The sequence below is a fragment of the Microbacterium sp. Bi98 genome, from assembly GCF_918698045.1.
Taxonomy (GTDB): domain Bacteria; phylum Actinomycetota; class Actinomycetes; order Actinomycetales; family Microbacteriaceae; genus Microbacterium.
On record NZ_CAKKLK010000015.1, the window covers coordinates 53,830 to 75,543 of the forward strand.

At 68.9% G+C, this 21,714-nt stretch carries 19 protein-coding genes; 10 read left to right on the forward strand and 9 right to left on the reverse strand.

Translation table 11 applies throughout. From position 1 onward, the window contains the following. Positions 1-92: 92 nt before the first annotated feature. The 3 genes from LQZ85_RS16565 to LQZ85_RS16575 form a co-directional block, all read right to left on the reverse strand. Positions 93-1,640 carry a sugar ABC transporter ATP-binding protein gene (locus LQZ85_RS16565; protein WP_056280582.1) on the reverse strand — a complete coding sequence of 516 codons (1,548 nt, stop codon included), beginning with the start codon at positions 1,638-1,640 and terminating at the stop codon, positions 93-95. Next, complete coding sequence (locus tag LQZ85_RS16570) at positions 1,637-2,656, reverse strand: LacI family DNA-binding transcriptional regulator (protein WP_053097905.1); 1,020 nt, start codon at positions 2,654-2,656, stop codon at positions 1,637-1,639. The genes LQZ85_RS16565 and LQZ85_RS16570 overlap by 4 nt, the downstream gene beginning before the upstream one ends. 83 nt (positions 2,657-2,739) lie before the next feature. Then, positions 2,740-3,999 carry a D-arabinono-1,4-lactone oxidase gene (locus tag LQZ85_RS16575; protein WP_056280578.1) on the reverse strand — a complete coding sequence of 420 codons (1,260 nt, stop codon included), beginning with the start codon at positions 3,997-3,999 and terminating at the stop codon, positions 2,740-2,742. Positions 4,000-4,078: 79 nt separating this feature from the next. Between LQZ85_RS16575 and LQZ85_RS16580 the strand changes: the two genes are divergently transcribed. The 5 genes from LQZ85_RS16580 to LQZ85_RS16600 all read left to right on the forward strand — a co-directional run bounded on the left by LQZ85_RS16580 (position 4,079) and on the right by LQZ85_RS16600 (position 9,970). Next, positions 4,079-5,125 carry a LacI family DNA-binding transcriptional regulator gene (locus LQZ85_RS16580; RefSeq protein ID WP_056280575.1) on the forward strand — a complete coding sequence of 349 codons (1,047 nt, stop codon included), beginning with the start codon at positions 4,079-4,081 and terminating at the stop codon, positions 5,123-5,125. A gap of 93 nt (positions 5,126-5,218) precedes the next feature. Beyond that, complete coding sequence (locus LQZ85_RS16585) at positions 5,219-6,556, forward strand: extracellular solute-binding protein (protein ID WP_056280572.1); 1,338 nt, start codon at positions 5,219-5,221, stop codon at positions 6,554-6,556. Beyond that, positions 6,553-7,503 carry a sugar ABC transporter permease gene (locus tag LQZ85_RS16590; protein WP_053097910.1) on the forward strand — a complete coding sequence of 317 codons (951 nt, stop codon included), beginning with the start codon at positions 6,553-6,555 and terminating at the stop codon, positions 7,501-7,503. Before LQZ85_RS16585 ends, LQZ85_RS16590 begins: the two co-directional genes overlap by 4 nt. After that, positions 7,503-8,408, forward strand: a complete 906-nt coding sequence (locus LQZ85_RS16595; protein ID WP_053097912.1) for a carbohydrate ABC transporter permease — start codon at positions 7,503-7,505, stop codon at positions 8,406-8,408. The genes LQZ85_RS16590 and LQZ85_RS16595 overlap by 1 nt, the downstream gene beginning before the upstream one ends. A 38-nt stretch (positions 8,409-8,446) precedes the next feature. Continuing rightward, positions 8,447-9,970: an alpha-N-arabinofuranosidase gene (locus tag LQZ85_RS16600; protein WP_056280569.1), complete on the forward strand. Its 1,524-nt coding sequence runs from the start codon at positions 8,447-8,449 to the stop codon at positions 9,968-9,970. 191 nt (positions 9,971-10,161) lie between these two features. On the opposite strand, the gene LQZ85_RS16605 is transcribed toward LQZ85_RS16600, so the two are convergent. After that, positions 10,162-12,303: a S1 family peptidase gene (locus tag LQZ85_RS16605; RefSeq protein ID WP_157538307.1), complete on the reverse strand. Its 2,142-nt coding sequence runs from the start codon at positions 12,301-12,303 to the stop codon at positions 10,162-10,164. 305 nt (positions 12,304-12,608) lie between these two features. Here LQZ85_RS16605 and LQZ85_RS16610 point away from each other — a divergent pair, with 305 nt between their 5' ends. Further along, positions 12,609-13,040, forward strand: a complete 432-nt coding sequence (locus LQZ85_RS16610) for an META domain-containing protein (protein WP_162253870.1) — start codon at positions 12,609-12,611, stop codon at positions 13,038-13,040. Positions 13,041-13,111: 71 nt separating this feature from the next. Here the strand turns inward: LQZ85_RS16610 and LQZ85_RS16615 are convergent, their stop codons facing one another. The 5 genes from LQZ85_RS16615 to LQZ85_RS16635 all read right to left on the reverse strand — a co-directional run bounded on the left by LQZ85_RS16615 (position 13,112) and on the right by LQZ85_RS16635 (position 18,395). Then, positions 13,112-14,245: a bifunctional 2-methylcitrate synthase/citrate synthase gene (locus tag LQZ85_RS16615; RefSeq protein ID WP_053097920.1), complete on the reverse strand. Its 1,134-nt coding sequence runs from the start codon at positions 14,243-14,245 to the stop codon at positions 13,112-13,114. 2 nt (positions 14,246-14,247) lie between these two features. Then, positions 14,248-15,150, reverse strand: coding sequence for a methylisocitrate lyase (gene prpB, locus LQZ85_RS16620; RefSeq protein ID WP_056280563.1), 903 nt, complete (start codon positions 15,148-15,150; stop codon positions 14,248-14,250). Then, on the reverse strand, positions 15,150-16,676 hold the full coding sequence (locus LQZ85_RS16625; protein ID WP_056280561.1) for an MmgE/PrpD family protein: 1,527 nt from the start codon (positions 16,674-16,676) through the stop codon (positions 15,150-15,152). Before LQZ85_RS16625 ends, prpB begins: the two co-directional genes overlap by 1 nt. After that, on the reverse strand, positions 16,673-17,341 hold the full coding sequence (locus tag LQZ85_RS16630) for a GntR family transcriptional regulator (RefSeq protein WP_056280558.1): 669 nt from the start codon (positions 17,339-17,341) through the stop codon (positions 16,673-16,675). Before LQZ85_RS16630 ends, LQZ85_RS16625 begins: the two co-directional genes overlap by 4 nt. Positions 17,342-17,414: 73 nt before the next feature. After that, complete coding sequence (locus tag LQZ85_RS16635; protein ID WP_056280554.1) at positions 17,415-18,395, reverse strand: EamA family transporter; 981 nt, start codon at positions 18,393-18,395, stop codon at positions 17,415-17,417. Positions 18,396-18,434: 39 nt separating this feature from the next. Between LQZ85_RS16635 and LQZ85_RS16640 the strand changes: the two genes are divergently transcribed. The 4 genes from LQZ85_RS16640 to LQZ85_RS16655 form a co-directional block, all read left to right on the forward strand. Continuing rightward, positions 18,435-18,971 (forward strand): CGNR zinc finger domain-containing protein, encoded by a 537-nt coding sequence (locus LQZ85_RS16640; protein ID WP_053097930.1) that lies wholly within the window; start codon positions 18,435-18,437, stop codon positions 18,969-18,971. Between the two features lie 40 nt (positions 18,972-19,011). Further along, complete coding sequence (locus tag LQZ85_RS16645) at positions 19,012-19,998, forward strand: acetylxylan esterase (RefSeq protein WP_056280552.1); 987 nt, start codon at positions 19,012-19,014, stop codon at positions 19,996-19,998. A 172-nt stretch (positions 19,999-20,170) separates the two neighbouring features. After that, the gene (locus tag LQZ85_RS16650) at positions 20,171-20,761 is read left to right on the forward strand and encodes a glucose-6-phosphate isomerase family protein (protein ID WP_053097935.1); all 591 of its coding nucleotides are present in this window, start codon (positions 20,171-20,173) and stop codon (positions 20,759-20,761) included. Positions 20,762-20,770: 9 nt separating this feature from the next. Further along, on the forward strand, positions 20,771-21,714 hold a 944-nt coding region (locus tag LQZ85_RS16655; protein ID WP_253073885.1), incomplete at its 3' end, for an FGGY family carbohydrate kinase.

Below are 21,714 nucleotides of genomic sequence, written 5' to 3' on the forward strand. Positions count from 1 at the left end.
TGTCCTGCGGTGATGTTACCGGGAACAATTTCTGGAACACAAGAGGTCGAACGAAAATCAACGATGCATGAAGGAAAAGATCTTGTTACCGATCACAGCTCAACGCTGTGGCTGAGCTCAGCGGCGATCATCTCGACCACGGTGTCGACCGTGACACCAGGACCGTTGCTGAGCTCGCCGATCTTCTCGCGGTCCTTCAGCACGATGATGCGATCACTCAGCCGCACCACCTCTTCGAGTTCGGACGAGATGAAGACCACGGCCACTCCGTCACCGGCCAGCTGGCTGATGCGTCTCTGCACATCGATCTTCGCCGCGATGTCGATCCCCCGAGTGGGCTCGTCGAGGATCAGCACGTGCGGACGCACCGCCAGCGCACGGGCCAGCAGCACCTTCTGCTGGGTTCCCCCCGAGAGCAGGCCGACCGGGCGGTCGAGGTCGGCGGGATCCAGATGCAGGGCCTCGACGTACGTCTCGACGAGTCCCCGCGACTCCGCGTGCGAGAGCGGACGAGTCCACCCGCGCAGCGCCTGCAGCGACAGGATGATGTTCTCGCGCGCCGTGAGCTCGCCGATGATGCCCTGCGTCCCCCGGTTCTCGGCCGACAGCGCGATCCGGTGTCGCAGCGCCGCCGACGGGCTCCGCAGCTGCACCCGTTCGCCGTCGACCCAGAGCTCGCCGCTGTCGGCCCGCGCCGAACCGCTGAGCAGCGACGCGAGCTCGGTGCGCCCGGAACCCCGCAGCCCCGCGAGGCCCACGATCTCTCCGCGTTGGATCTCGACATCCATCTGCTCGAGCTCACCGCGTCGCCCCACACCGGACGCCTGCATCGCGGGCTCTCCGTCGTACGCGTAGTGGTGGGCCTTGCGCTCAGAGCCGAGCGCTCGGAGGCTGTCGATGTCCTTGCCGAGCATCTTCGAGATCAGGTCGGCCCGGTCGAGGTCTCGCGTCGCATACTCCCCCACGCGCCGCCCGTTGCGCAGCACGGTCATGCGGTCGCTGATCGCGAACGCCTGCTCGAGGAAGTGCGAGATGAACAGGATCGCGACCCCCCGCTGCCGCAGACCGCGGATGACGCGCATCAGGGTCGCGACCTCGGCGACGTCGAGGCTGGAGGTGGGCTCATCGAGGACGAGCACCCTCGGCTCGTCGACGACCGCGCGCGCGAGTGCGACGAGCTGCTTCTGCGCAGGCGTGAGCAGAGAGAGCGGCGTCTTCGGATCGAGGCCGTCGAGCCCGAGTCTGGCCAGCGCCTCCGCGGCATCCGCTCTCGTCCTCCGCCAGTCGATGCCGAACCGTCCTCGGCGCTCCCGCCCGAGCATCACGTTCTCCGCGACACTGAGATTCGGGCTCAGCTGGGTCTCCTGGAACACCGTCGCGATCCCCGCCGCTCGACTGTCGGCGACCCCCGAGAACCGACGGGGCTCGCCGTCGACGAGGACCGTGCCCTCCTCCGGCGCGAGGGTGCCGGTGATCACCGCGACCAGGGTGGACTTGCCGGCGGCGTTCTCGCCCATGACGGCATGCACCTCGCCGGGGAACAGCCGGAAGTCGACGTCATCGAGCGCGCGCACGCCGGGGAACTCGACCGTGATGCCCGCAAGCCGCACGACCGGCGCGGGACCACGGTCGGAGGTCATCGCACCTCCCGAGGTGCGGCCGACGAGCCGCGGGCGACGAGCTCGGTCGGGATCCGGGTGAGCGTGGGGATGTCCCGCCCTTCGATCGCCGCGCGCAGCATCTCGACCACCGCGACGCCCAGCGCCCCGAAGTCCTGGCGCACCGTCGTGAGCGGCGGGATGAAGTGCCGCGCCAGCGGGATGTCGTCGAAGCCGACCACGCTGAGATCCCGCGGCACCTCGAAGCCCCGGTCGTGCAGACCGTGGATCAGCCCCATCGCCATGTCGTCGTTCGCGGCGAAGATCGCCGTGTAGTCGGGCAGCCGCGTGAGCCCCTTCGCGAAGTCGTAGGCGAAGTCGGCCGACCAGTCGCCGACGACGATGGGCCGTTCGCGGATGCCCCACGACTTGGCCCGCGAATGGAAGGCCCGCTCCCGAGCCCTCGCGTCGAGCCAGTCGAGCGGACCCGAGAGGTGCAGGATGTCGCGGTGGCCGAGTGCGACGAGGTGGTCGACCACGGATGTCGTGCCCGCATGCTGGTCGATCGACACGGTGAGGAACGTCGGGTCGGCGTCTGCCTTGACGACCAGCATCGGCACGGTGATGGCGATGCGGCGCAGCGCCGCCACGGACGACGAGCGGGGCGCGATGACGCAGAGCGCATCGACTCCCTGGGTCACGAGATTGTCGACCGCCTCCTGCGGAGACAGCGGGTCACCCTCGTGCAGAGCGATCGGCGTGACGGAGTATCCGGTGGCACGTGCGGAGAGCTCGACCGCTCGCAGGATGCTGGTCGGACCGTGCGCCACCGCGCTCTCGACGATCACGCCGATCCGGCGGGTGCGCTGCGTGGCGAGAGCCCGCGCGACGAGGTTCGGGCGGTAGTCGAGCTCCTCGATCGCCTCGAGCACGCGGCGTTTCGTGTCGGGCTTGATGTTCGGGTGATCGTTGAGAACACGCGAGACCGTCATGTGCGAGACGCCCGCGATGGTCGCCACCTGACGGATGTTGGGCTTGTCTGAACCGACGTTCGCCATGCACACCTCCGTCGGCCGAGCCTCGGAGAATGTTACCGAGAACAAGCCCGGTGGTGCAATGGATCCCGCGGCAGCGGCAGGCGCTAGAGGCCCAGGCGCTCCAGGTAGGGGTTCACCAGTCGGCGCTCCGGGTCGAACCGCGCCGCGAGCGCGGCGAAGTCATCCCAGCGCGAGTAGCGAGAGCGCACCTCGGCGGCATCGAGCGTGAACACCTTTCCCCAGTGCGGGCGGGCGGTCTCGGGCAGTGCCGCCTCGAGCGTGGGCAGGAACTCGCGAACGGCCGCCTCGTCGGGCTTCCAGGTGAAGTGGATGCCGACGGCATCCGTACCCTGCGATGAGCTCAGCCAGAGGTAGTCGGGGGCGACCGTGCGGATCTCGTTCACGAGCAGCAGCGGCGCGATCTGGCCGGCGAGCGTGCGGACCGCCTGGATCGCGGCGACCGCATCGGCGCGGGGCACCAGGTACTCGCTCTGGATCTCGGCGCCCGCCGACGGCGTGAACTCGAGCTTGAAGTGCGCGAGACGCTCGAACCACGGCCCCGGCACTCCGAGCTGCTCGGTGCAGGCCACCGGGTCGACGCCGATGATCGGATGCCGCTTCGCTGTCGCAGGCTCCGCTCCGAGTCGGTCGAAGAGATCGGCGCGGGTGTTCTCGCGCGCCTCGGGCTGTCGCTGCTTGACCCAGATCTGGTCGGCGACGTCGGTGTGCTCCCACCGCGAGAAGATGCTGACGCTCGTTCCGATGCTCGTCACCTCGTCGAAGTCGGCGAGGATCGCATCCCACGACGGATGCTCGAACACGTGCTGGGCGACCTCGTAGGCGGGCTCGACATCGAGCGTCACGTCGACGACCGCTCCGAGGGCTCCGAGGCTGACGACCGCGCCGTCGAAGTCGTCGTCTCCGCGAGCGAGCGAGCGGATCTCCCCTGCCGGCGTGATGATCGTCAGCGCGCGCACGGCGGAGGCCAGCGATCCCGTCGCGTCGCCCGAGCCGTGCGTTCCGGTCGCGACGGCTCCCGCGATCGAGATGTGCGGCAGCGAGGCGAGGTTCGCGAGCGCGAGCCCCTCGGCATCGAGCAGCGGGGCGAGGTCCCCGTAGCGCAGCCCGCCCGACACGCGCACGGCGTCACGGGCGTCGGCGACCTCGAACAAGACGGGCAGCCGGTCGAGCGCGATGAGCACCCCGTCGGTGTCGGCGATGTCGTTGAAGCAGTGCCGCGACCCGAGGAAGCGCACGGCCCCGCCCCGGGCGAGCAATCCCTGCAGCTCATCGATCGAGCTCGGGTGCTCGATCGCGGATGCGCGATAGGTGAGGTTGCCGGCCCAGTTGCGTTCGATGGTCATCGGGCCATAGTAGCCACGGCAGCCTCGCCCGCCATCGGAGAGGCACCGCGCTCGGCACGCGCATGGATAGGCTGACCGGATGACTGCGATGCCGCCGCCGCGCGCGACGATGAAGGACGTCGCCGCACTTGCCGGCGTCTCACCCAAGACGGTCTCGAACGTCGTCACCGGCACGGTCGCCGTTCGCGAGGAGACGAGGCTCAGGGTCGAGTCGGCGATGGTGGAGCTCGACTTCGTGCCCAACCTCAACGCCCGCGGGCTCCGCAAGGGCCGCTCGGGCATCATCGCCGTGGCCCTGCCCGACCTCGCCACCGCGTTCTCGGCCGAGCTGATGCATCGCATCGTCGACGCTGCGCACGATCGGGGCCTGGCGGTGCAGATCGAGGAGACCGCGACCGATCCCGAACGCGAGCGGGAGCTCGTCTCGCGCGCTCGCGCGCACCTGGTCGACGGGCTGATCCTGAACCCGATCCGCCTCGAGGACAGCGTGCTGAAGTACGCCGACCGGCTGCCCCCGCTCGTCGTGCTCGGGGAGGTCGAGCAGAACAGGGCCGACCACGTGCGGATCGACAGTCGCCGCGCCGCCGCTGACGTGACCCGGCATGTGCTGTCTCGCGGGGCGACCCGCATCGCGGTGATCGGCGCCGATGACGACGCGGCGGTCGCGACCGCCACAGGTCGCCTGCGACTCGAGGGCGTGCACGACGCGCTGCGAGAGGTCGGCATCCCGCGCGACACCGCTCTCGAGATCAACCCGATGCCGTGGTCGATGACGGGTGGGGCGGATGGCGTCGCCACGCTGTTCCGGCGGGGTGTGGCATTCGACGCGATCATCGCCTTCACCGACTCGCTCGCGCTCGGAGCGCTGCACGCGCTGCACGATCACGGCGTGAGCGTGCCGGACGATGTGATCGTGACGGGCTTCGACGATGTCGAGTTCTCGCGGTACACGTCGCCCTCGCTCACGACGATCGCCTTCGATCGTCGCGCGTTCGCCGACGCGGCCCTCACGCTGCTCGAGTCGCGCATGGACGACCGCTCCGCTCCCCCGCGCGCGCTCACCCTCTCGCATCATCTGCTCGAGCGCGACAGCACGCGGGGCACCCCGCGCGGCTACCGCCCCTGACGCGGCCCGGAAGCATCGGCTCACTCTTGCGCCGCTGATTACATCGATGTAATGATGTACCCCGACCCCGCCCGCTGTCACGAAGGAGTGACGATGACGCCCCCGCTCGATATGTCCAGACGGCAGTTCCTGACTGCCGCCTCCGTCACGGCCGCCGCGGCGCTGCTCGCCGGCTGCGCCCCCGGAACAGTCCCGGGCTCGAACACCACGACCCTCCAGTTCTGGCATCTGCTCTCGGGTGGCGACGGCGTCACCATGTCGCAACTGCTCGACACCGCGAACGCGGCGCAGAACGCGTACCGCATCCGCCCCACGGTGCTCGCCTGGGGCACCCCGTACTACACGAAGCTCGCGATGGCGGGCGCCGGTGGCCGCGCCCCCGACGTCGCGATCATGCACGCCACCCGAACGGTCGGCTGGGCCCCCGGCGGTCTGCTCGACCCGTGGGATCTCGACCGACTGGCAGACCTCGGCGTCGACGCATCGACGTTCCCGAAGCCCATCTGGGAGAAGGGCTTCGTCGGCGAGAACATGTACAGCGTCGCGCTCGACGCGCATCCGTTCGTCGCGATGTTCAACACCGACATCTGCGATGCCGCCGGAGTGCTCGACAGCGACGGTCGCCTCGCAGAGACGTCGTCTCCCGAGGAGTTCGTCGAGCAGCTGCGCACAATCGGCGGCAAAGCCGACGGCCACGCGCTGTCGTACGGATATCTCGGCGACGGCGCGCAGATGTGGCGCCTCTTCTACACCTTCTACTCGCAGCACGGCGGTGCGATGGAGCTGCCCGCCGGCGGCAAGGCCGTGATCGACAAGGATGCCGCGGTCGAGTCCCTCTCGCTCATGCGCACTCTGCTCGACGGCGAGATCGCCCTCGCCCAGGCCGACTACGGCAGCGCCGTCGCCGAGTTCGCGACCGGCAAGAGCGGCATGCTGTTCACCGGCGTCTGGGAGCTCCGCACCATGCAGAACGCGGAGATCCCGTTCGATGCGACCATGATCCCCACGCTCTACGGCACCCCGGCGGTCTACGCCGACTCGCACTCGTTCGTGCTGCCGCATCAGACCGACGCCGACGAGAAGAAGCGCGACCTGACGTACCAGTTCGTCGCCGACATGCTCAAGGGCTCGTTCGGCTGGGCCGAGGCCGGGCACATCCCCGCCTTCCTGCCGGTCACCGAGTCCCCCGAGTACGCCGATCTCGTCCCCCAGGCCCACTACGCCGAGGCCGCGCAGCACGTCGTGTACGACCCCACCGCGTGGTTCACCGGATCGGGCTCCAACTTCCAGGGCGAGTTCGGCGCCGCGGTGCAGGGCGTCCTGCTGTCGGGCGATGACCCCGCGGCGGCGATCGACCGGTTCGAGGCACGGGTGAACACCCTGCTCCGTCAGCCCAACCCGGCAGACCCCGAGGGGACGTTCGCATCATGACCACGGCAACCGACTCCACGCGCACCATCGTCACCGGCTCCAAGGCCGCCATCCCGATCCGTCGCGCCGGCTCCCGCAACCGCGAGCAGCTCATCAGCTGGGCGTTCCTCGCTCCGTTCCTGCTCGCGTTCGTGCTGTTCCTCGCCTGGCCGATCGTGCACGGCATCATCCTCAGCTTCACCGACCAATCGCTCACGGGCGCCGGCGGCTCCTTCATCGGCTTCGCGAACTACGCCGAGGCGCTGACGGATCCGAAGATGTGGCAGTCGATGGGCAATACGGTGTGGTTCACCCTGCTGTCCACTGTGCCGCTCGTCGTGATCGCTCTGCTGATGGCGGCGCTCGTCGACCGCGGCATCCCGGGTCAGTGGCTGTGGCGACTGTCGTTCTTCATGCCGTATCTGCTCGCCTCGACCGTGATCTCGCAGATCTGGGTGTGGATCTTCAACCCGCAGATCGGTGCCGCGAACAACATCCTCGAGTTCTTCGGTCTCGAGCCTCTCGCCTGGCTCCAGAATCCCGACACCAACATGCTGTCGATCGTGATCGCCACCGTCTGGTGGACGGTCGGATTCAACTTCCTGCTGTACCTCGCGGCGATGCAGAACATCCCGCCGCAGCAGTACGAGGCCGCATCGCTCGATGGCGCGGGGCCGTGGCGCCAGTTCTGGTCGATCACTCTTCCGCAGCTGGGACCGGCGACCGTGCTGATCCTGATCCTGCAGATCCTGGCGTCGCTCAAGCTCTTCGATCAGGCGTACCAGATGCTCGGCGGTGTCGCGAGTGACACGACCCGCTCGATCGTCCAGTACATCTACGAAGCCGGCTTCGTCAGTTACCGATTCGGCTACTCGGCCGCGATCTCCTATGTGTTCTTCGCCCTCATCGTCATCATCGGCGTCGCGCAGGCTCTGATCACGCGCCGCCGGAAGGAGTCGCAGCTGTGATGTCCACCGCCACTCTCACCGAGACCATCACCACGACCAAGCCCGCGCGGGCCCGTCGCCCGCACCTGCCGGGCGAGAAGCCGTTCGGCGTGCTGCGCATCAGCGCACTCGTCGTCCTCATCGTCCTGGCGGTCGGCTGGCTGCTGCCCTTCCTCTGGGCGATCGCGACGGCGTTCAAGACCGAGACGGATGCCGCCAGCGGCGACCCGTCCTGGATCGGCGCCTCGGGCCCGACGATCGAGGCGTTCACCGCGATCCTGTCGCAGGGCAACGTCTACACCTGGGCGTTCAACAGCCTGTGGACGTCGATCGCCGTGACCCTGATCACGCTCACGATCTCGGCATTGGCCGCCTACGCCTTCTCCCGGCTCGACTTCACCGGTCGCAAGTGGCTGTTCGTCGCCATCATCGCCTCGATCGTCGTGCCGCCGCAGGTACTCATCATCCCGCTGTTCTACGAGATGCTCGCGTTCAACATGATCGACACCTACTGGGGTCTGATCCTGCCGCAGGTCGTGGCGCCGGCCATGGTGTTCATCCTGAAGCGCTTCTTCGACGCGATCCCGATCGAGCTCGAAGACGCCGCCCGGGTCGACGGCGCCAGCCGACTGCGTATCTTCTGGTCGATCGTGCTGCCGCTGTCGCGCCCGATCCTGGCATCCGTCGCGATCTTCGTGTTCATCGGCGCCTGGAACAACTTCCTCTGGCCGTTCCTCGTCATCAACGACACCACGCTGATGACGCTGCCGGTCGGCCTCCAGACGGTGATCAGCGCCTACGGCGTGCAGTACGCCCAGGTGATGGCTCAGGCCGTGCTGGCGGCGCTGCCGCTGATCATCGTGTTCATCATCTTCCAGAAGCAGATCGTCAAGGGCGTCGCGACCAGCGGCTTCGGCGGTCAGTAGTCCCCCACCCGGCTCGAGAGCCAGAAACAAGGAGAGCAATGTCTCAGGCCCGCATCACCATCGATCGCGACTTCACCATCGCCGACGTCCCCCGGAGGCTCTTCGGGTCGTTCGTCGAGCACATGGGGCGCTGCGTGTACACCGGCATCTACGAACCGGGGCACCCGCAGGCCGACGAGCGCGGCTTCCGTCAGGACGTCCTCGCCCTGGTGAAGGAGATGGGTCCGACCGTGGTCCGATACCCGGGAGGTAACTTCGTCTCGGGCTACCGCTGGGAAGACGGGGTGGGCCCGGTCGAAGACCGCCCGGTGCGCATCGACGGCGCCTGGCACACGATCGAGACCAACGCCTTCGGCCTGCACGAGTTCATGGACTGGGCGAAGGATGCCGACGTCGAGGTCATGGAGGCCATCAACCTCGGAACCCGGGGTGTCGAGGAGGCCAGGTCGCTCGTCGAGTACGCCAACCACCCGGGCGGCACGTACTGGTCGGACCTTCGCCGCAAGAACGGTGCCGAGCAGCCCTTCGACATCAAGCTGTGGTGCCTGGGCAACGAGCTCGACGGCCCCTGGCAGATCGGCGGCAAGACCGCGACGGAGTACGGGCGGCTGGCGCAGGAGTCGGCCAAGGCCATGAAGCTCGTCGACCCGACGATCGAGCTCGTCGCCGTCGGCTCGTCCGGCCGGTCGATGCCGACGTTCGGCACCTGGGAGCACACGGTGCTCACTCACGCGTACGACGAGGTCGACTTCATCTCGATGCACGCGTATTACCAGGAGCATGACGGCGACGCCGAGTCGTTCCTCGCGGAGTCGGTCGACATGGATGCGTTCATCGACGGCGTCATCGCGACGATCGATGCGGTGAAGGCGGCGGGCAAGCACACGAAGCAGGTCGACATCTCGTTCGACGAGTGGAACGTGTGGGACCAGGTGAAGTTCAACGACGTCGAGTCGGTCGAGATCGCGAAGGCCGGGTGGAAGAAGCACCCGCGTCTGATCGAGGACACCTACAACGTGACGGATGCCGTCGTCGTGGGCACGCTGCTCAACAGCCTGCTGCGTCATGGCGATCGCGTGAAGATCGCGAACCAGGCGCAGCTCGTGAACGTGATCGCGCCGATCCGCTCGGAGGAGAACGGTCCGGCCTGGCGCCAGACGAGCTTCTGGCCCTTCGAGCGCATGGCCCGTCTCGCCAAGGGCCGCATCCTGCGCCTCGCGGTGTCGGCTCCGCAGATCGAGACGAAGCGCTACGGCGGAGTCGACTCGGTCGATGCCGCGGCCACGTGGGACGAGGAGACCGGACGAGTCGTGGTCTTCGTCGCGAACCGCTCGCTGACCGAAGAGAGCGACCTGACCGTCGAGCTGCGCGGCCTCACCGGCCTCCGCGTCGTGAACGCCGAGACGCTGACGATCCCCGAGGGCGGCGATCGTCGCACCGCGAACCTCGAGACCACGCAGGATGCCGTGCACATGGTGCCGCTCGCAGCCGCCGAGGTCGTCGACGGCGCGGTGCGCGCGACGCTCCCGCCGCTGTCGTGGTCGGTGATCGAGCTGGCCTGAGGTTCGACTCGACAGGAGAGGGCCCGGCATCGGATTCCGATGTCGGGCCTTCTGCGTGTCCGGCATCCCGCGCGCCTGCACCACGAAGCACCCTGCAGACGCGAAGAAGCCCGGTATCGATCGATACCGGGCTTCTCAGCGATGGGGTTCACGGCCGAGGCCGGTCACTCCGTCAGATCGTGATCAGGCGATCAGCTCTGGATCTGCTGGCGACGACGCACGACCAGCAGCAGTCCGCCCGACAGCAGCGCGAGCGCGATGGCTGCGGCGGAGAGCGGGACGAGCATGTCGGCACCGGTCACGGCGAGTCCGCCGTCACCGGGTGCCGCTGCGCCACCGTCACCGGGAGCTGCTCCGCCACCACCGGCGACCGGTGCGGCGAGAACAGCGAACGCCAGGTCGGTCGGAGCCGACGAGACGCCGTCGATGGCCTGCGTGGCCGTGACCGTGTAGGTGCCCGACTCGAGAGCCGCACCGAAGTCGACGCTCCATGCGCCGTCTTCGACCGTGGCCGTGAACGTGCCGCTCGCGGCGGCGAAGGTGCCCGCGAGGGCCGCCGTGTTGGCCGACGCCGGCTCAGCGCCGTTGAGCTTCACCGTGACGGTCGCGCCGTCGATGCCCGTGCCGGCGAGCCCGGAAGGACCGTCGTTGTGGGCGAACTCCGCGCCGTTCGTGACCGAGGTCACGGCCGGCGAGACGGGGATGACCGAGAACGACGCGGTGGCCTCAGGCGAGACCTCGTCGTCACGGGTCTGCGTCACGACGACGCTGTGCGAGCCGTACTCGAGGGTGAGTCCGTCGACGGTCCACGAACCGTCTGCGGCGACCTCGGTCGTGCCGAGCACGTCGTCGGTCTCGGCGTCGGTCACCGTGATGGCGGTGGCCGGCAGGCCGGTGCCGCTGATCGCGGTGACGGTCTCGTTGGCAGTCGAGCCGTCAGCCGGCGAGGTGATGACCGGTGCGACGAGCGGAGCAGGCACCACGGTCACGTCGATCGAGACGGTCTCGGAAGAGCTGAAACCGGTGCGTGCACGGACCGAGATGGTCTGCTCGCCGAGCTCGACGGGGCCGACGACCGAGAAGGCGCCGTCCACGACGTCGACCGTCTGGTCTGCGCCGAAGCCGCTGACCGTGACCTTGGCCGCTCCGACAGCGGTTCCGGTGATGGCCGTTCCCGGCTGCACCTCTGCACCGTCGGTCGGGCTCGTGATGACCGGTGCGTCGAGGTCGAGTGCGACCTGGTAGCCGTTGGTCTTGGGCAGAGCGGTCACGAGCGATGTCGCCCAGGTGAACTGCTCTTCGGTCGCGGTCGCCTCGGAGCCACCGCTGATGACGCCGACGGCCGCGTTGCCCTGGATGACAGCGCCGCCGGAGTCACCGGGAGCCGCGGGAGTGTTGCTCGAGAAGCCCTGAACCCAGTGGCCGTCGATGCTCGCCCATCCGTCGAGGATGTCGTCGCCGTCGACCACGCCGGTGGTGAAGCCGGTGGTGCGACCGCTCTTGTTGACCTCGCCGAGCGCCGGGGCGGCGACGGACTTGATCGCGATGACGCTGTCAGCGAGTGAGCTGAGCGAGTCGCCGGCCGTTGTCCAGTCGGTGACCGCGGGAACCGGGTTCCAGCCTGCGGCCTCGTCGATGTCGATGACCGAGATGTCGGTCGCGGTGGTGTCGCCGTTCGAGCCGAGGCCACCGTCGCCGCCGCCGAACTGGGCGAAGCCGAACGTGCCGAGCAGTTCGACCGACGCGGGGAGCGAGGGGGTTCCGCCGACTGCCGGCTCGTCACCGGGAACGGTGAGAGTCGTGTCGGTGAGCGGTTCGCCGCTCTCGTCGAAGGCACAGTGTCCGGCGCTCAGGAGCGCAGGGTCACCGGTGGGTGTGAATGCTGCGAAGCCCACGGAGCACGACCAGGCGGCACTTCCAGGCTCGTTGGCAAGGAAACCGTCGAGGTCGGGGCTGACCGACAGGTAGCCCTGTCCGCCGACGACGTCGCCCTCATCGAACGCCGAGAGCACACGGTCGACCTTGACGACGGCTGCGTCAGGGAAGCCCTCTGTCGCGGCGATCTGCGTGATCTCGGAGTCGGCGGACGCGCTGTCAGCAGTCACGACGACGACGTTGCCGCCATCCGCGGTCTGTCCGACGGCGACCATGTCGGTGCCGACCTTGTCGAGTTCCGCCTTCGTCTTCAGCACCTGAGCAGGAGCGTCCTGGCTGGGTGCGTCGGTCGAATCTTCAGCGAACGCCGCAGGCGCTCCGAGGAAGAGCCCCGAGAGGGCGAGCGTGGTGGCGGCCGTCAGCGCCAATGGGCGGCGGCCTGTCACTCTGTGCTTCATGTGATGTATGTCCTTGCTGGTCACGGATCGTCAGTCAGTTTCATCTCCGGCAGTGTGCGATGCACACAGAACCGTTCGCCTCCCGGTGGAGGCGTGAACTGCGACGCTGGCCCCCCGACAAGCAGGATCCTGTTCGTCGAGACGAGCAGGGATCTCCAGAAGCGTACCCAGTAAATCCACAGAATGGGGAAATTGTTTACCAGAATTTCGCCTCTTGACCTGGCCCTCTCGTTTGCGATACGGCAGAACGACCGCCCGCCGCACAACGGATTGCGTTCGCAGACGACACGGTTACCATGGCCACCATGAGCACCCACCGCAGAGCACGCACCCTCGTCGGCCTCGCGATCCTGGGAGCCTTCGCCGTGATGGGCGCAGCCTGCGCGACCGGCGGCCCCAGCAGTGCGCCGACGTCGAGCGCCGACCCGAACGGCGAAGACAGCGCCGTCGTCGAGAAGCTCGTCGGACTGTGGGGAGAGGATGCCTCCGGTCAGCCGCACCTCGAGTTCACCGCCGACGGCGAGGTGCACGGCAGTGACGGCTGCAACGGCATCACGACGACCTACTCGGTGAACGGCGACCGTGTCGATCTCGCCCGATTCGCCTCGACGCTGAAGGCGTGCCCCGGAGTGGACGGCTGGATGCGGGGCGTGCGTGCGGTCGAGATCGACGGCGACGTCCTCGTGATCAAGGACGCGTCCGGCACGGAGCTGGGCACCCTCCCGCGCGCGAGCTGACGTCGCGCCGCGGAGTGCGGCATCCGATCCGGCGACCGACCCGGGTTCGTCGACCCGGGCCGGTGCGCCGATCAGTTCTCGATGTGGCGTTCGTCGACGCCGTCGTAGAACGACAGCGGGCGGATCAGAGCGTTCGCACCGGCCTGTTCGATGATGTGCGCCGTCCACCCTGTGACCCGCGCCGCGACGAACAGCGGCGTGAAGGTGAGGGTGTCGAAGCCGATGAGGTTGTAGGCAGGACCCGACGGGTAGTCGAGGTTCGGGTAGATGCCCTTGCGCGCCACGAACTCCGACTCGAGAGCGTCGTACAGCTCTGCCACCTCGGCCTTGTCGTAGTGCTCGACCAGGGTGTCGAGCGCCGCCTTCATCGTCGGCACCCGCGAGTCGCCGCTCTTGTAGACGCGGTGCCCGAAGCCCATGATCTTGCGCTTCTCGGCCAGCGCCTTGTCGAGCCACGGCACGACGTTCGAGGCCTCGCCGATCTCGTCGAAGATGTGCAGCACAGCCTCATTGGCGCCGCCGTGCAGCGGCCCCTTGAGCGCGCCGATCGCCCCGACCACCGCCGAGTAGAGGTCGCTGAGGGTGGAGGTGATCACGCGGGCCGTGAACGTCGAGGCGTTGAACGAGTGCTCGGCATACAGGATCATCGAGCGGTTGAACGCGTCGACGACCACCGGATCGGGCTCCTCGCCGAACGTCATCCAGAGGAAGTTCGCCGAGTAGTCGAGGTCGTCGCGCGGTGCGATCGTCTCCTGCCCCCGGCGGCGGCGCTGACCGTACGCGACGATCGCGGGGAGAGCGGCGAACAGACGGATGCTGCGCTCGAGGTTCTCCTCCGGGCTGCCGCCGGCATCGAGCACCGATCCGCCCGCGTTCGTGTCGGAGGCACCGATCAGGCTGACCGCCGTGCGCACCTCGTCCATCGGATGCGCGTCGAGCGGAACCAGGTCGATCGCCGTCTTCACGCTGTCGGTCAGAGCGCGATGGAGGCGCTCCTCCGCGCGGAAAGCGGCCAGCTCGTCGGCCGTCGGCAGCTCGCCGTGCCACAGCAGGTAGGCCACCGCCTCGAAAGGCTGGGTCGCCGCCAGCTCCTGCACGGGATATCCGCGGTAGAGCAGGCTGTTCGTCTCGGGGTTGACCTTCGAGATCGCGGTCGTGTCGACGACGACCCCGGCGAGGCCCTTCTTGATGTCCGGCTCGGTCATGCTCACTCCTTCGTGACGGTGAAGCCTGCGACGCCGGAGTCGAACTGCTTGTAGGACTCGTAGTCGATCAGGTCGTAGAGATCGGCACGGTGCTGCATCTCACCGAGCTTCGAGGTGAGGTGCCCCTCCTCGTTCAGCGTATCGAGCGCACCGCCCGCCGCGCCCATCGCGATGCGCAGCAGCGACACCGGCCAGATGACCATGTTCACACCGGCATCCCGCAGCTGGTCGACCGAGAACAGATCGCTCTTGCCGAACTCGGTCATGTTGGCGAGGATCGGCACGTCGAGCGCATTCGCCATCGCCTCGAACTCGCCGAGGGTGCGCATCGCCTCGGGGAAGACGGCATCCGCCCCGGCATCCACCAGCGCCTTCGCACGATCGATCGCGGACTCGAGTCCCTCGACCGCGCGGATGTCGGTGCGCGCCATGATGAGGAAGTTCGGGTCGCGTCGAGCGTCGGCGGCGGCGCGGATGCGACGGATCGCCGTGCTCTCGTCGACGACGCTCTTGCCGTCGAGGTGGCCGCAACGCTTCGGGTTGATCTGGTCTTCGATGTGCGTGCCGGCGAGGCCGGCATCCTCGAGCTCCTGGATCGTGCGGGCGACGTTCATCGGCTCGCCGAAACCGGTGTCGGCGTCGACGATCGCGGGGATGTCGGTCATCCGCGCGATCTGCTTGGCCCGACCGGCGACCTCGGTCAGCGTGGTGAGGCCGATGTCGGGCACCCCGAGGTCGGCAGAGAGCACCGCACCCGAGATGTAGACCCCGTCGAAGCCCTTCTGCTCGATCAGTCGGGCGCTCAGCGGATTGAACGCGCCGGGGAAGCGCAGCAGCTCGCCACTCGCGAGCCGTTCGCGGAACAGACGGCGCTTGTCGGCCGGGGTGACGTGCGAATACAGCATCAGAACAGGCCCTTCGGGGCATCGGCGCCCTCGAGCAGGCCGGGCTTCGCGATGATCGACAGCTCGCCGACCTCCGCGGCCGTGAGCTCGGGCAGACGCTGCACGAGCTCGAGGAACCGCTCGATCTCCGCGGGCTCGAGCACGGGCTCGGCCAGCAGGCGGAACTTCGCGATGTAGTTCTCACGGGCGAACGGACGAGCACCCAGCGGGTGCGCGTCCGCGACGGCGATCTCATCGACCACGGTCGTGCCGTCGGTGAGGCGGAACTCGACGCGCCCGCCGAACGCCTTCACGTCGGGGTCTTCGGAGTGGTAGCGGCGGGTCCACTCGGCATCCTCGGCCGTGGTGATCTTGTGCCACAGGGCGACCGTGTCTGCGCGACCGGCCCGCTCGGGGGTGTACGAATCGACGTGGTGCCAGCCGCCGTCCTGCAGCGCGACCGCGAAGATGTACGGGATCGAGTGGTCGAGCGTCTCACGGGATGCAGTGGGGTCGTACTTCTGCGGGTCGTTCGCACCCGAGCCGATCACATAGTGCGTGTGGTGGCTGGTGTGCAGCACGACGGCCTCGATGTTGGCGGGGTCGCGCAGCGCCGGATTCTCGGTGCCGAGCTTGCGGGCGAGGTCGATCCACGCCTGCGCCTGGTACTCGGCCGAGTGCTCCTTCGTGTACGAGTCGAGGATCGCGCGCTTCGCCTCGCCCGCGGCAGGAAGCGGCACCTCGTAGGCGGCGTCCTTGCCGTCGAGCATCCAGGCGATCACGCCGTCTTCGCCCTCGTAGATCGGCGCGGGACTCGTCTGACCGCGCATCGCCCGGTCGACCGCCTCGACGGCGAGCTTGCCGGCGAAGGCCGGGGCGTGCGCCTTCCAGGTCGAGATCTCGCCCTTGCGGCTCTGACGCGTGGCGGTGGTGGTGTGCAGGCCCTGACCGACGGCCTGGTAGATCGTCTCGACGTCGAGCCCGAGCAGCGTGCCGATGCCGGCGGCGGCCGACGGGCCGAGGTGCGCGACGTGGTCGATCTTGTGCTTGTGCAGGCAGATCGCGCGCACGAGGTCCATCTGGATCTCGTAGCCGGTGGCGATGCCGCGCAGCAACGCGCGGCCGTCGGCCTGCACGTGCTGGGCGACGGCGAGGATCGGCGGGATGTTGTCGCCCGGGTGCGAATACTCGGCCGCGAGGAACGTGTCGTGATAGTCGAGCTCGCGCACGGCCACGCCGTTGGCCCACGCCGCCCACTCGGGGCTGGTGCGGTGGTCGAGCGCCGCGCCGAAGACCGTGGCGCCGATGCCGCCGGTCGAGACGGGGTGGCTGAACGCCTGGGTGCGAGCCGCGTTGATGGGCCCGCGGGTGAGGGATGCCGCGGCCACCGACGCGTTGTCGATGATGCGGTTGATGATCATGTCGGTGACGTCCTGCTCGACCTCGACCGGGTCGGCGGCGACCTCGGCGATCTTCCAGGCGAGCTGGTCTTCGCGGGCGAGGTTCTCATCGCTGCGGTGGACGCGGACGTGGTGGGTGACGGTCATTTCACACCTTCTGGGTTGGCGGTCAGGGAGTCGAGGATGCCGGTCAGCGCATTGTGCAGATGCACGTGCGTGGCGTGGGCGGCGAGGTCGCCGTCTCGGGCGGCGAGGGCCTGCGCGATCGTTCGGTGCTCGGCGGCTGAGGCTGCGAGGCGGGCCGGCTTGTCGCGGGCCATGCGGCGGACTCGCACGAGGTGGGTGCGCACGGTGCGCAGGGCCGAGGCGATGTAGTCGTTGTCGACCGCACCGTCGAGAGCGGCATCGAAGCGGGCGATCAGGGCGTAGTACGCGTCGCGGCCCTCGACGGCGGTGAGGTCGACGTGCGCGAACTCGTCGGCGAGGGCGGCGAAGAGGGCGGCGTCACCCCGCTGGGCCGCGAGTCGGGCGGAGGTCTCTTCGAGCGCGCGGCGGATCTCGAACAGCGCGCGGATGTCGTCCGCATCCAGGTCGGCGACCACCGTCACTCGCGGCGACTGCTGCACGACGAGGCCGTCGGCGGCGAGGCGGCGCAGCGCTTCGCGCATCGGGGTGCGGCTGATGCCGAGGCGGGCGGCCTGCTCGACCTCGCCGAGCACGAACCCCGCGGGGAGGGCGCCGGACTGGATCTCCTCGAGCAGCGCGGCGTGGGCTCGATCGCCGGCGGTGATGCGATCGGCGACAGAGCTCATGCCCTCAGTGTATACACAAATACGTTTCGATGATCAGGGGCGCGGTCATCTGGTGCTTCGCGTATACATTGCGCTACCGCTGCGGCCGCTCCACGGCATCCGGCACCGGCTCGACGAACTCGGCGGGACGCGGCTCGCCGAGCTTCACCACGACGACGCCGACCAGCACCAGCGCCCCGCCGAGGGCCTGCAGCAGATCGGGCAGCTGTCCGAGCAGCAGCCAGCCGAAGAGCAGCGCGGCGACCACCTCGGAGAGCGCGACGAAGGATGCGAGGCGGGAGCCGAGCATCCGCGTCGACGCGATGCCGAGCACATAGGCGAGTGCCGTCGCGACCAGGCCGATCGCGAGCACCGGCACGAACCACGGCACGGTGCCGAAGCGATAGGTGATGTCGTCGGTCGTCCAGGCGATGGGCAGGATGCCGGCGAGTCCGGCGACCGTCAGCGCGATCGCGCCGAGCAGCAGCCCACCCCCGGCGAGCGCGATCGGAGGCAGTCCGGTGTCGGCCTTGGCCGAGAGCAGGAAGTACGTCGCCGCACCCACCATCGCGGCGAGTGCCCAGAGGATGCCGGCGACATCGACCTCGGCGCCGGTGATGATGTCGAGCATCAGCACGAGTCCGACGAAGGCGATGGCCGCGCCGATCACGCTGCGCCGACTCGGCCGCTCGCCCCGGCGGAGCCACAGCCAGAGGATGACGGCGATCGGCGCGGTGTATTCGATGAGCAGTGCGAGACCGACGTCCATCAGGGCGACGGCCTGGAAGTAGCAGAGCTGCGTGGCGGTGACGGCGAGCAGTCCGTAGGCGGCGACCATCCCGGCGTTCTTGCGGAGCACTGCCCACCGCCCGCGCAGCGACAGGACCGTCGGCACGAGCAGCACGAGTGCGGCGACCCAGACACGCGCGGTCACGGCAGCACCGGGCGTCCACCCCGCATCGATGAGCCCGCGAGCCCAGGCACCGGACATCCCGAACGCGAAGGCCGCGCCGATCGCCAGAGGCAGACCGAGACGCACGCCGCGCATCGAGATGTCATTCGCAACTTTGCTCATGACAGGTGACGCTACTCGTGCACGTTGTAAGGTGTCAACATGAACTTCACCGATGACACGGAAGAGGCGCTCCGCGCAGCCATCCGGCTCGTGAACTCGGCGGAAGAGCCCGAGACCCTCGAGACGCTCGCCGACTACGACGCCTTTCTCGCGGACTTCCCCTACTCCGGCCGCCTCGACCGCGACGACGCCGAGCTCTCCTCGCTGCGTGCGATCCGCCCGCGCCTGCGCTCCATGCTCATCGCGCCACGAGACGAGATGGCCGAGCACGTCAACGCCGCGCTGGCCGAAGCGTCTCTCGCGCCGCGACTCGTGCGCCATGACGGCGTGGACTGGCACCTGCACGCCGTCGCCGACGAGCGCCCCCTCGCCGAGCGCGTGCTGATCGAGACCGCGATGGCGCTGATCGACGTCATCCGCACCGACGAGGGATCCCGCATCTCGATCTGCGCCGACGACACGTGCGAGGCGCTCGCTCTCGACCTGTCCCGCAACCGGTCGAAGCGCTACTGCTCGACGACCTGCACGAATCGCAACGCGGTGGCGGCGTATCGTGCGCGGCGCGCGAGCGCCTGAGCCGCGGCATCCGGAGGACGTTCGGTAGCGTCGTCTCGTCATGACCTTCCCCCCTCCCTACGACACCTGGTTCCCCGACGCCGAGTTCGACGCCGCTTACGGACACACGCTCGCCACGCTCCGCGAGATCGCACCGGTTCCAGCGCCGGACGGCTTCACCGCGCGTTGGCAGGCGTGGCGCGCACAGGCGAAGACGGTGGATGCCGCACCCGCCGTGCCGTCCACCGAGAGCATCCACGGACGGCGGGTGTCGATCATCGAGCACGCCGGAGTCGACGGCATCCGACTGCGTGCCTGGCTCGTCGAGCCCGTCTCGCCGCCCGCGCGGGTGGGCGTCGTGCACAGCCACGGATACGGCGGGCGGGATGCGATCGACCTCGCTCGTATTCCCGAGGATGCGGCGGCGATCTTCCCCGTAGCCCGCGGACTGCCCACGCTGAACACGGGCATCGGCGCCCCCGAGATCCAGGCCGAGCATGTGCTGGCCGGGATCGAGAACCCCGACGACTACGTGCTGGGACTCTGCGCCCGCGACCTCTGGCTCGCGGCGGATGCCCTGACCGCGCTCGTCGGACGCGTGCCGCTCTACTACGTCGGCGAGAGCTTCGGCGGCGGCATCGGAGCGCTCGCCCTGCCGTGGGACGACCGGTATATCGGGGCGACCCTCATCGTCCCGAGCTTCGGGCAGTACGACGAGCGCCTCGCCGTTCACTGCCTCGGCAGCGGGGAGACCGTGCGCGATCACGTCGCCGCGCATCCCGACGCGCGCGAGGCGCTGCGCTGGTTCGACGCCTCGTCAGCCCTCGGCTTCGCCCGCGTTCCGGTGCGCGTGGAGGCGGCACTGTGGGACCCGTACGTGCCGCCGCCCGGACAGTTCGGCGTCGCGAACGCGGCGCGGATGCTCGAACTCGCCGTCCTCCCCGCCGGCCATGCCGACTACCCAGGGGCCGACGAGGTGACAGCCGAGGCCGTCAGAGGCGGCCGCGCCCACCTCGCGCGCGCACTGCGCGCCGCCTCCGCTCCATGACTCCGGAGAAACTCGCATGGCGAGCCCGACGGGTCCGGGCGATCCAGGAGCAGCGCACACCCGCGCTCCCCGGCCTGCGCATCCGAGCACTGGACGCCACTTGTCATCACAGGTACACTCAACTTGTCATTACAGGTTGCGCAGCGCCGCAGCATCCGCACGAGGAGCACCGATGCCCCAGTTCCACACTCCCCCGATCTCGCCGATGGCGATCGCCTTCGACGCCGAGAAGCTCACGCTCTCCCCGGAGGGACCCACTCTGACGCGGCGCATGTCCGACCTCGAGGGACTCTTCCTCGACGCCGACGCCTGGGCTGCCGCGGCCGCCGGCGACAACCCCGTCGTCTACACCGTGGTCAGCTCTCCCGTGCCCGAGGTCGACCGCGAGCTGCCGCAGTCGATCACCACGATCATGCCCGGCGACACCTCGGGAGAGCTCTGGATGACCAAGGGCCACCAGCATCCGAACCACCAGGGCGAGATCTACCTCGCGCTGAAGGGCCGCGGCGGGCTGCTCATGTTCGACGGCGAGCGCACCGAATGGCTCGACATGCTGCCCGGCACGATCGGCTACATCCCGCCGGGCTGGGCGCACCGCTCGGTCAACACGGGCGACGAGCCCTACTCGTTCCTCGCGGTGTACCCGGGCGGCGCCGGCCACGACTACGGCTGGGTCCTCGAGCACGGGATGGGCTCTCGGGCCTATCGCGCCACCGAGGGCGTGGACCTGCGCCCCTACTCCGCGTCCCCCTCCGCGGAATAGGCTCCGGCCATGCTGATCGCGCACGATCTGGGGACCACCGGCGACAAGGCCTCCCTGCACCATGACGACGGACGCCTCGTCACCTCGGTCACGGTGCCGTACCCCGCGCACTTCGCCGCGGGCGGCATCGCCGAGCAGGATCCGGCGGACTGGTGGGATGCCGTCGTCTCGGCGACCCGACAGCTGATCGACCGTGCGGGCGTCGACCCGTCGACCGTCGGCGGACTCGTCGTCAGCGGCCAGATGATGGGCACGGTGCTGCTCGACGCACACGGCGAGCCGGTGCGCCCCGCGATCATCTGGGCCGACACCCGCTCGGGCGCGCAGACCCGTGAGCTCGAAGAGCGTCTCGGCGCACAGGACGCCTACCGCGTGCTCGGCCATCGACTGAACCCCACCTACTCGGTCGAGAAGATCATGTGGGTGCGCGACAACGAGCCGGATGTCTGGGCGCGGGTGCGGCACTTCTGCGTCGCGAAGGACTACATCGTCTACCGTCTCACCGGACGCCTCGCCACCGAGCGCTCCGACGCCTCGGGCACCAACGCCTACGACCAGGTGCGCGGCGAGTGGTCGGCCGATGTGCTCGCCGCCGCGGGACTCGACCCCGCTCTCTTCCCCGAGATCCTCGCATCGACGACGATCGCCGGGTCCCTCACCGCCGACTCGGCCACCGCCCTCGGGCTTCCGGCATCCGTCCGCGTCGTCATGGGCGGCGGAGACGGCCCCTTGGCCGCCGTCGGTTCGGGCATCGTCGCGCCCGAAGACGGTGCGTACGTGTGCCTGGGCACCTCGTCGTGGATCTCGTTCGCGAGCGTCACACCGCTGCACGACCCGCAGATGCGCACCATGACGTTCGACAACGTCGTGCCAGGATCCTTCGTGCCGACCGCGACCATGCAGGCCGGCGGCGCCTCGGTGCAGTGGATCGCCGAAGCCCTCTCCCCCGACCC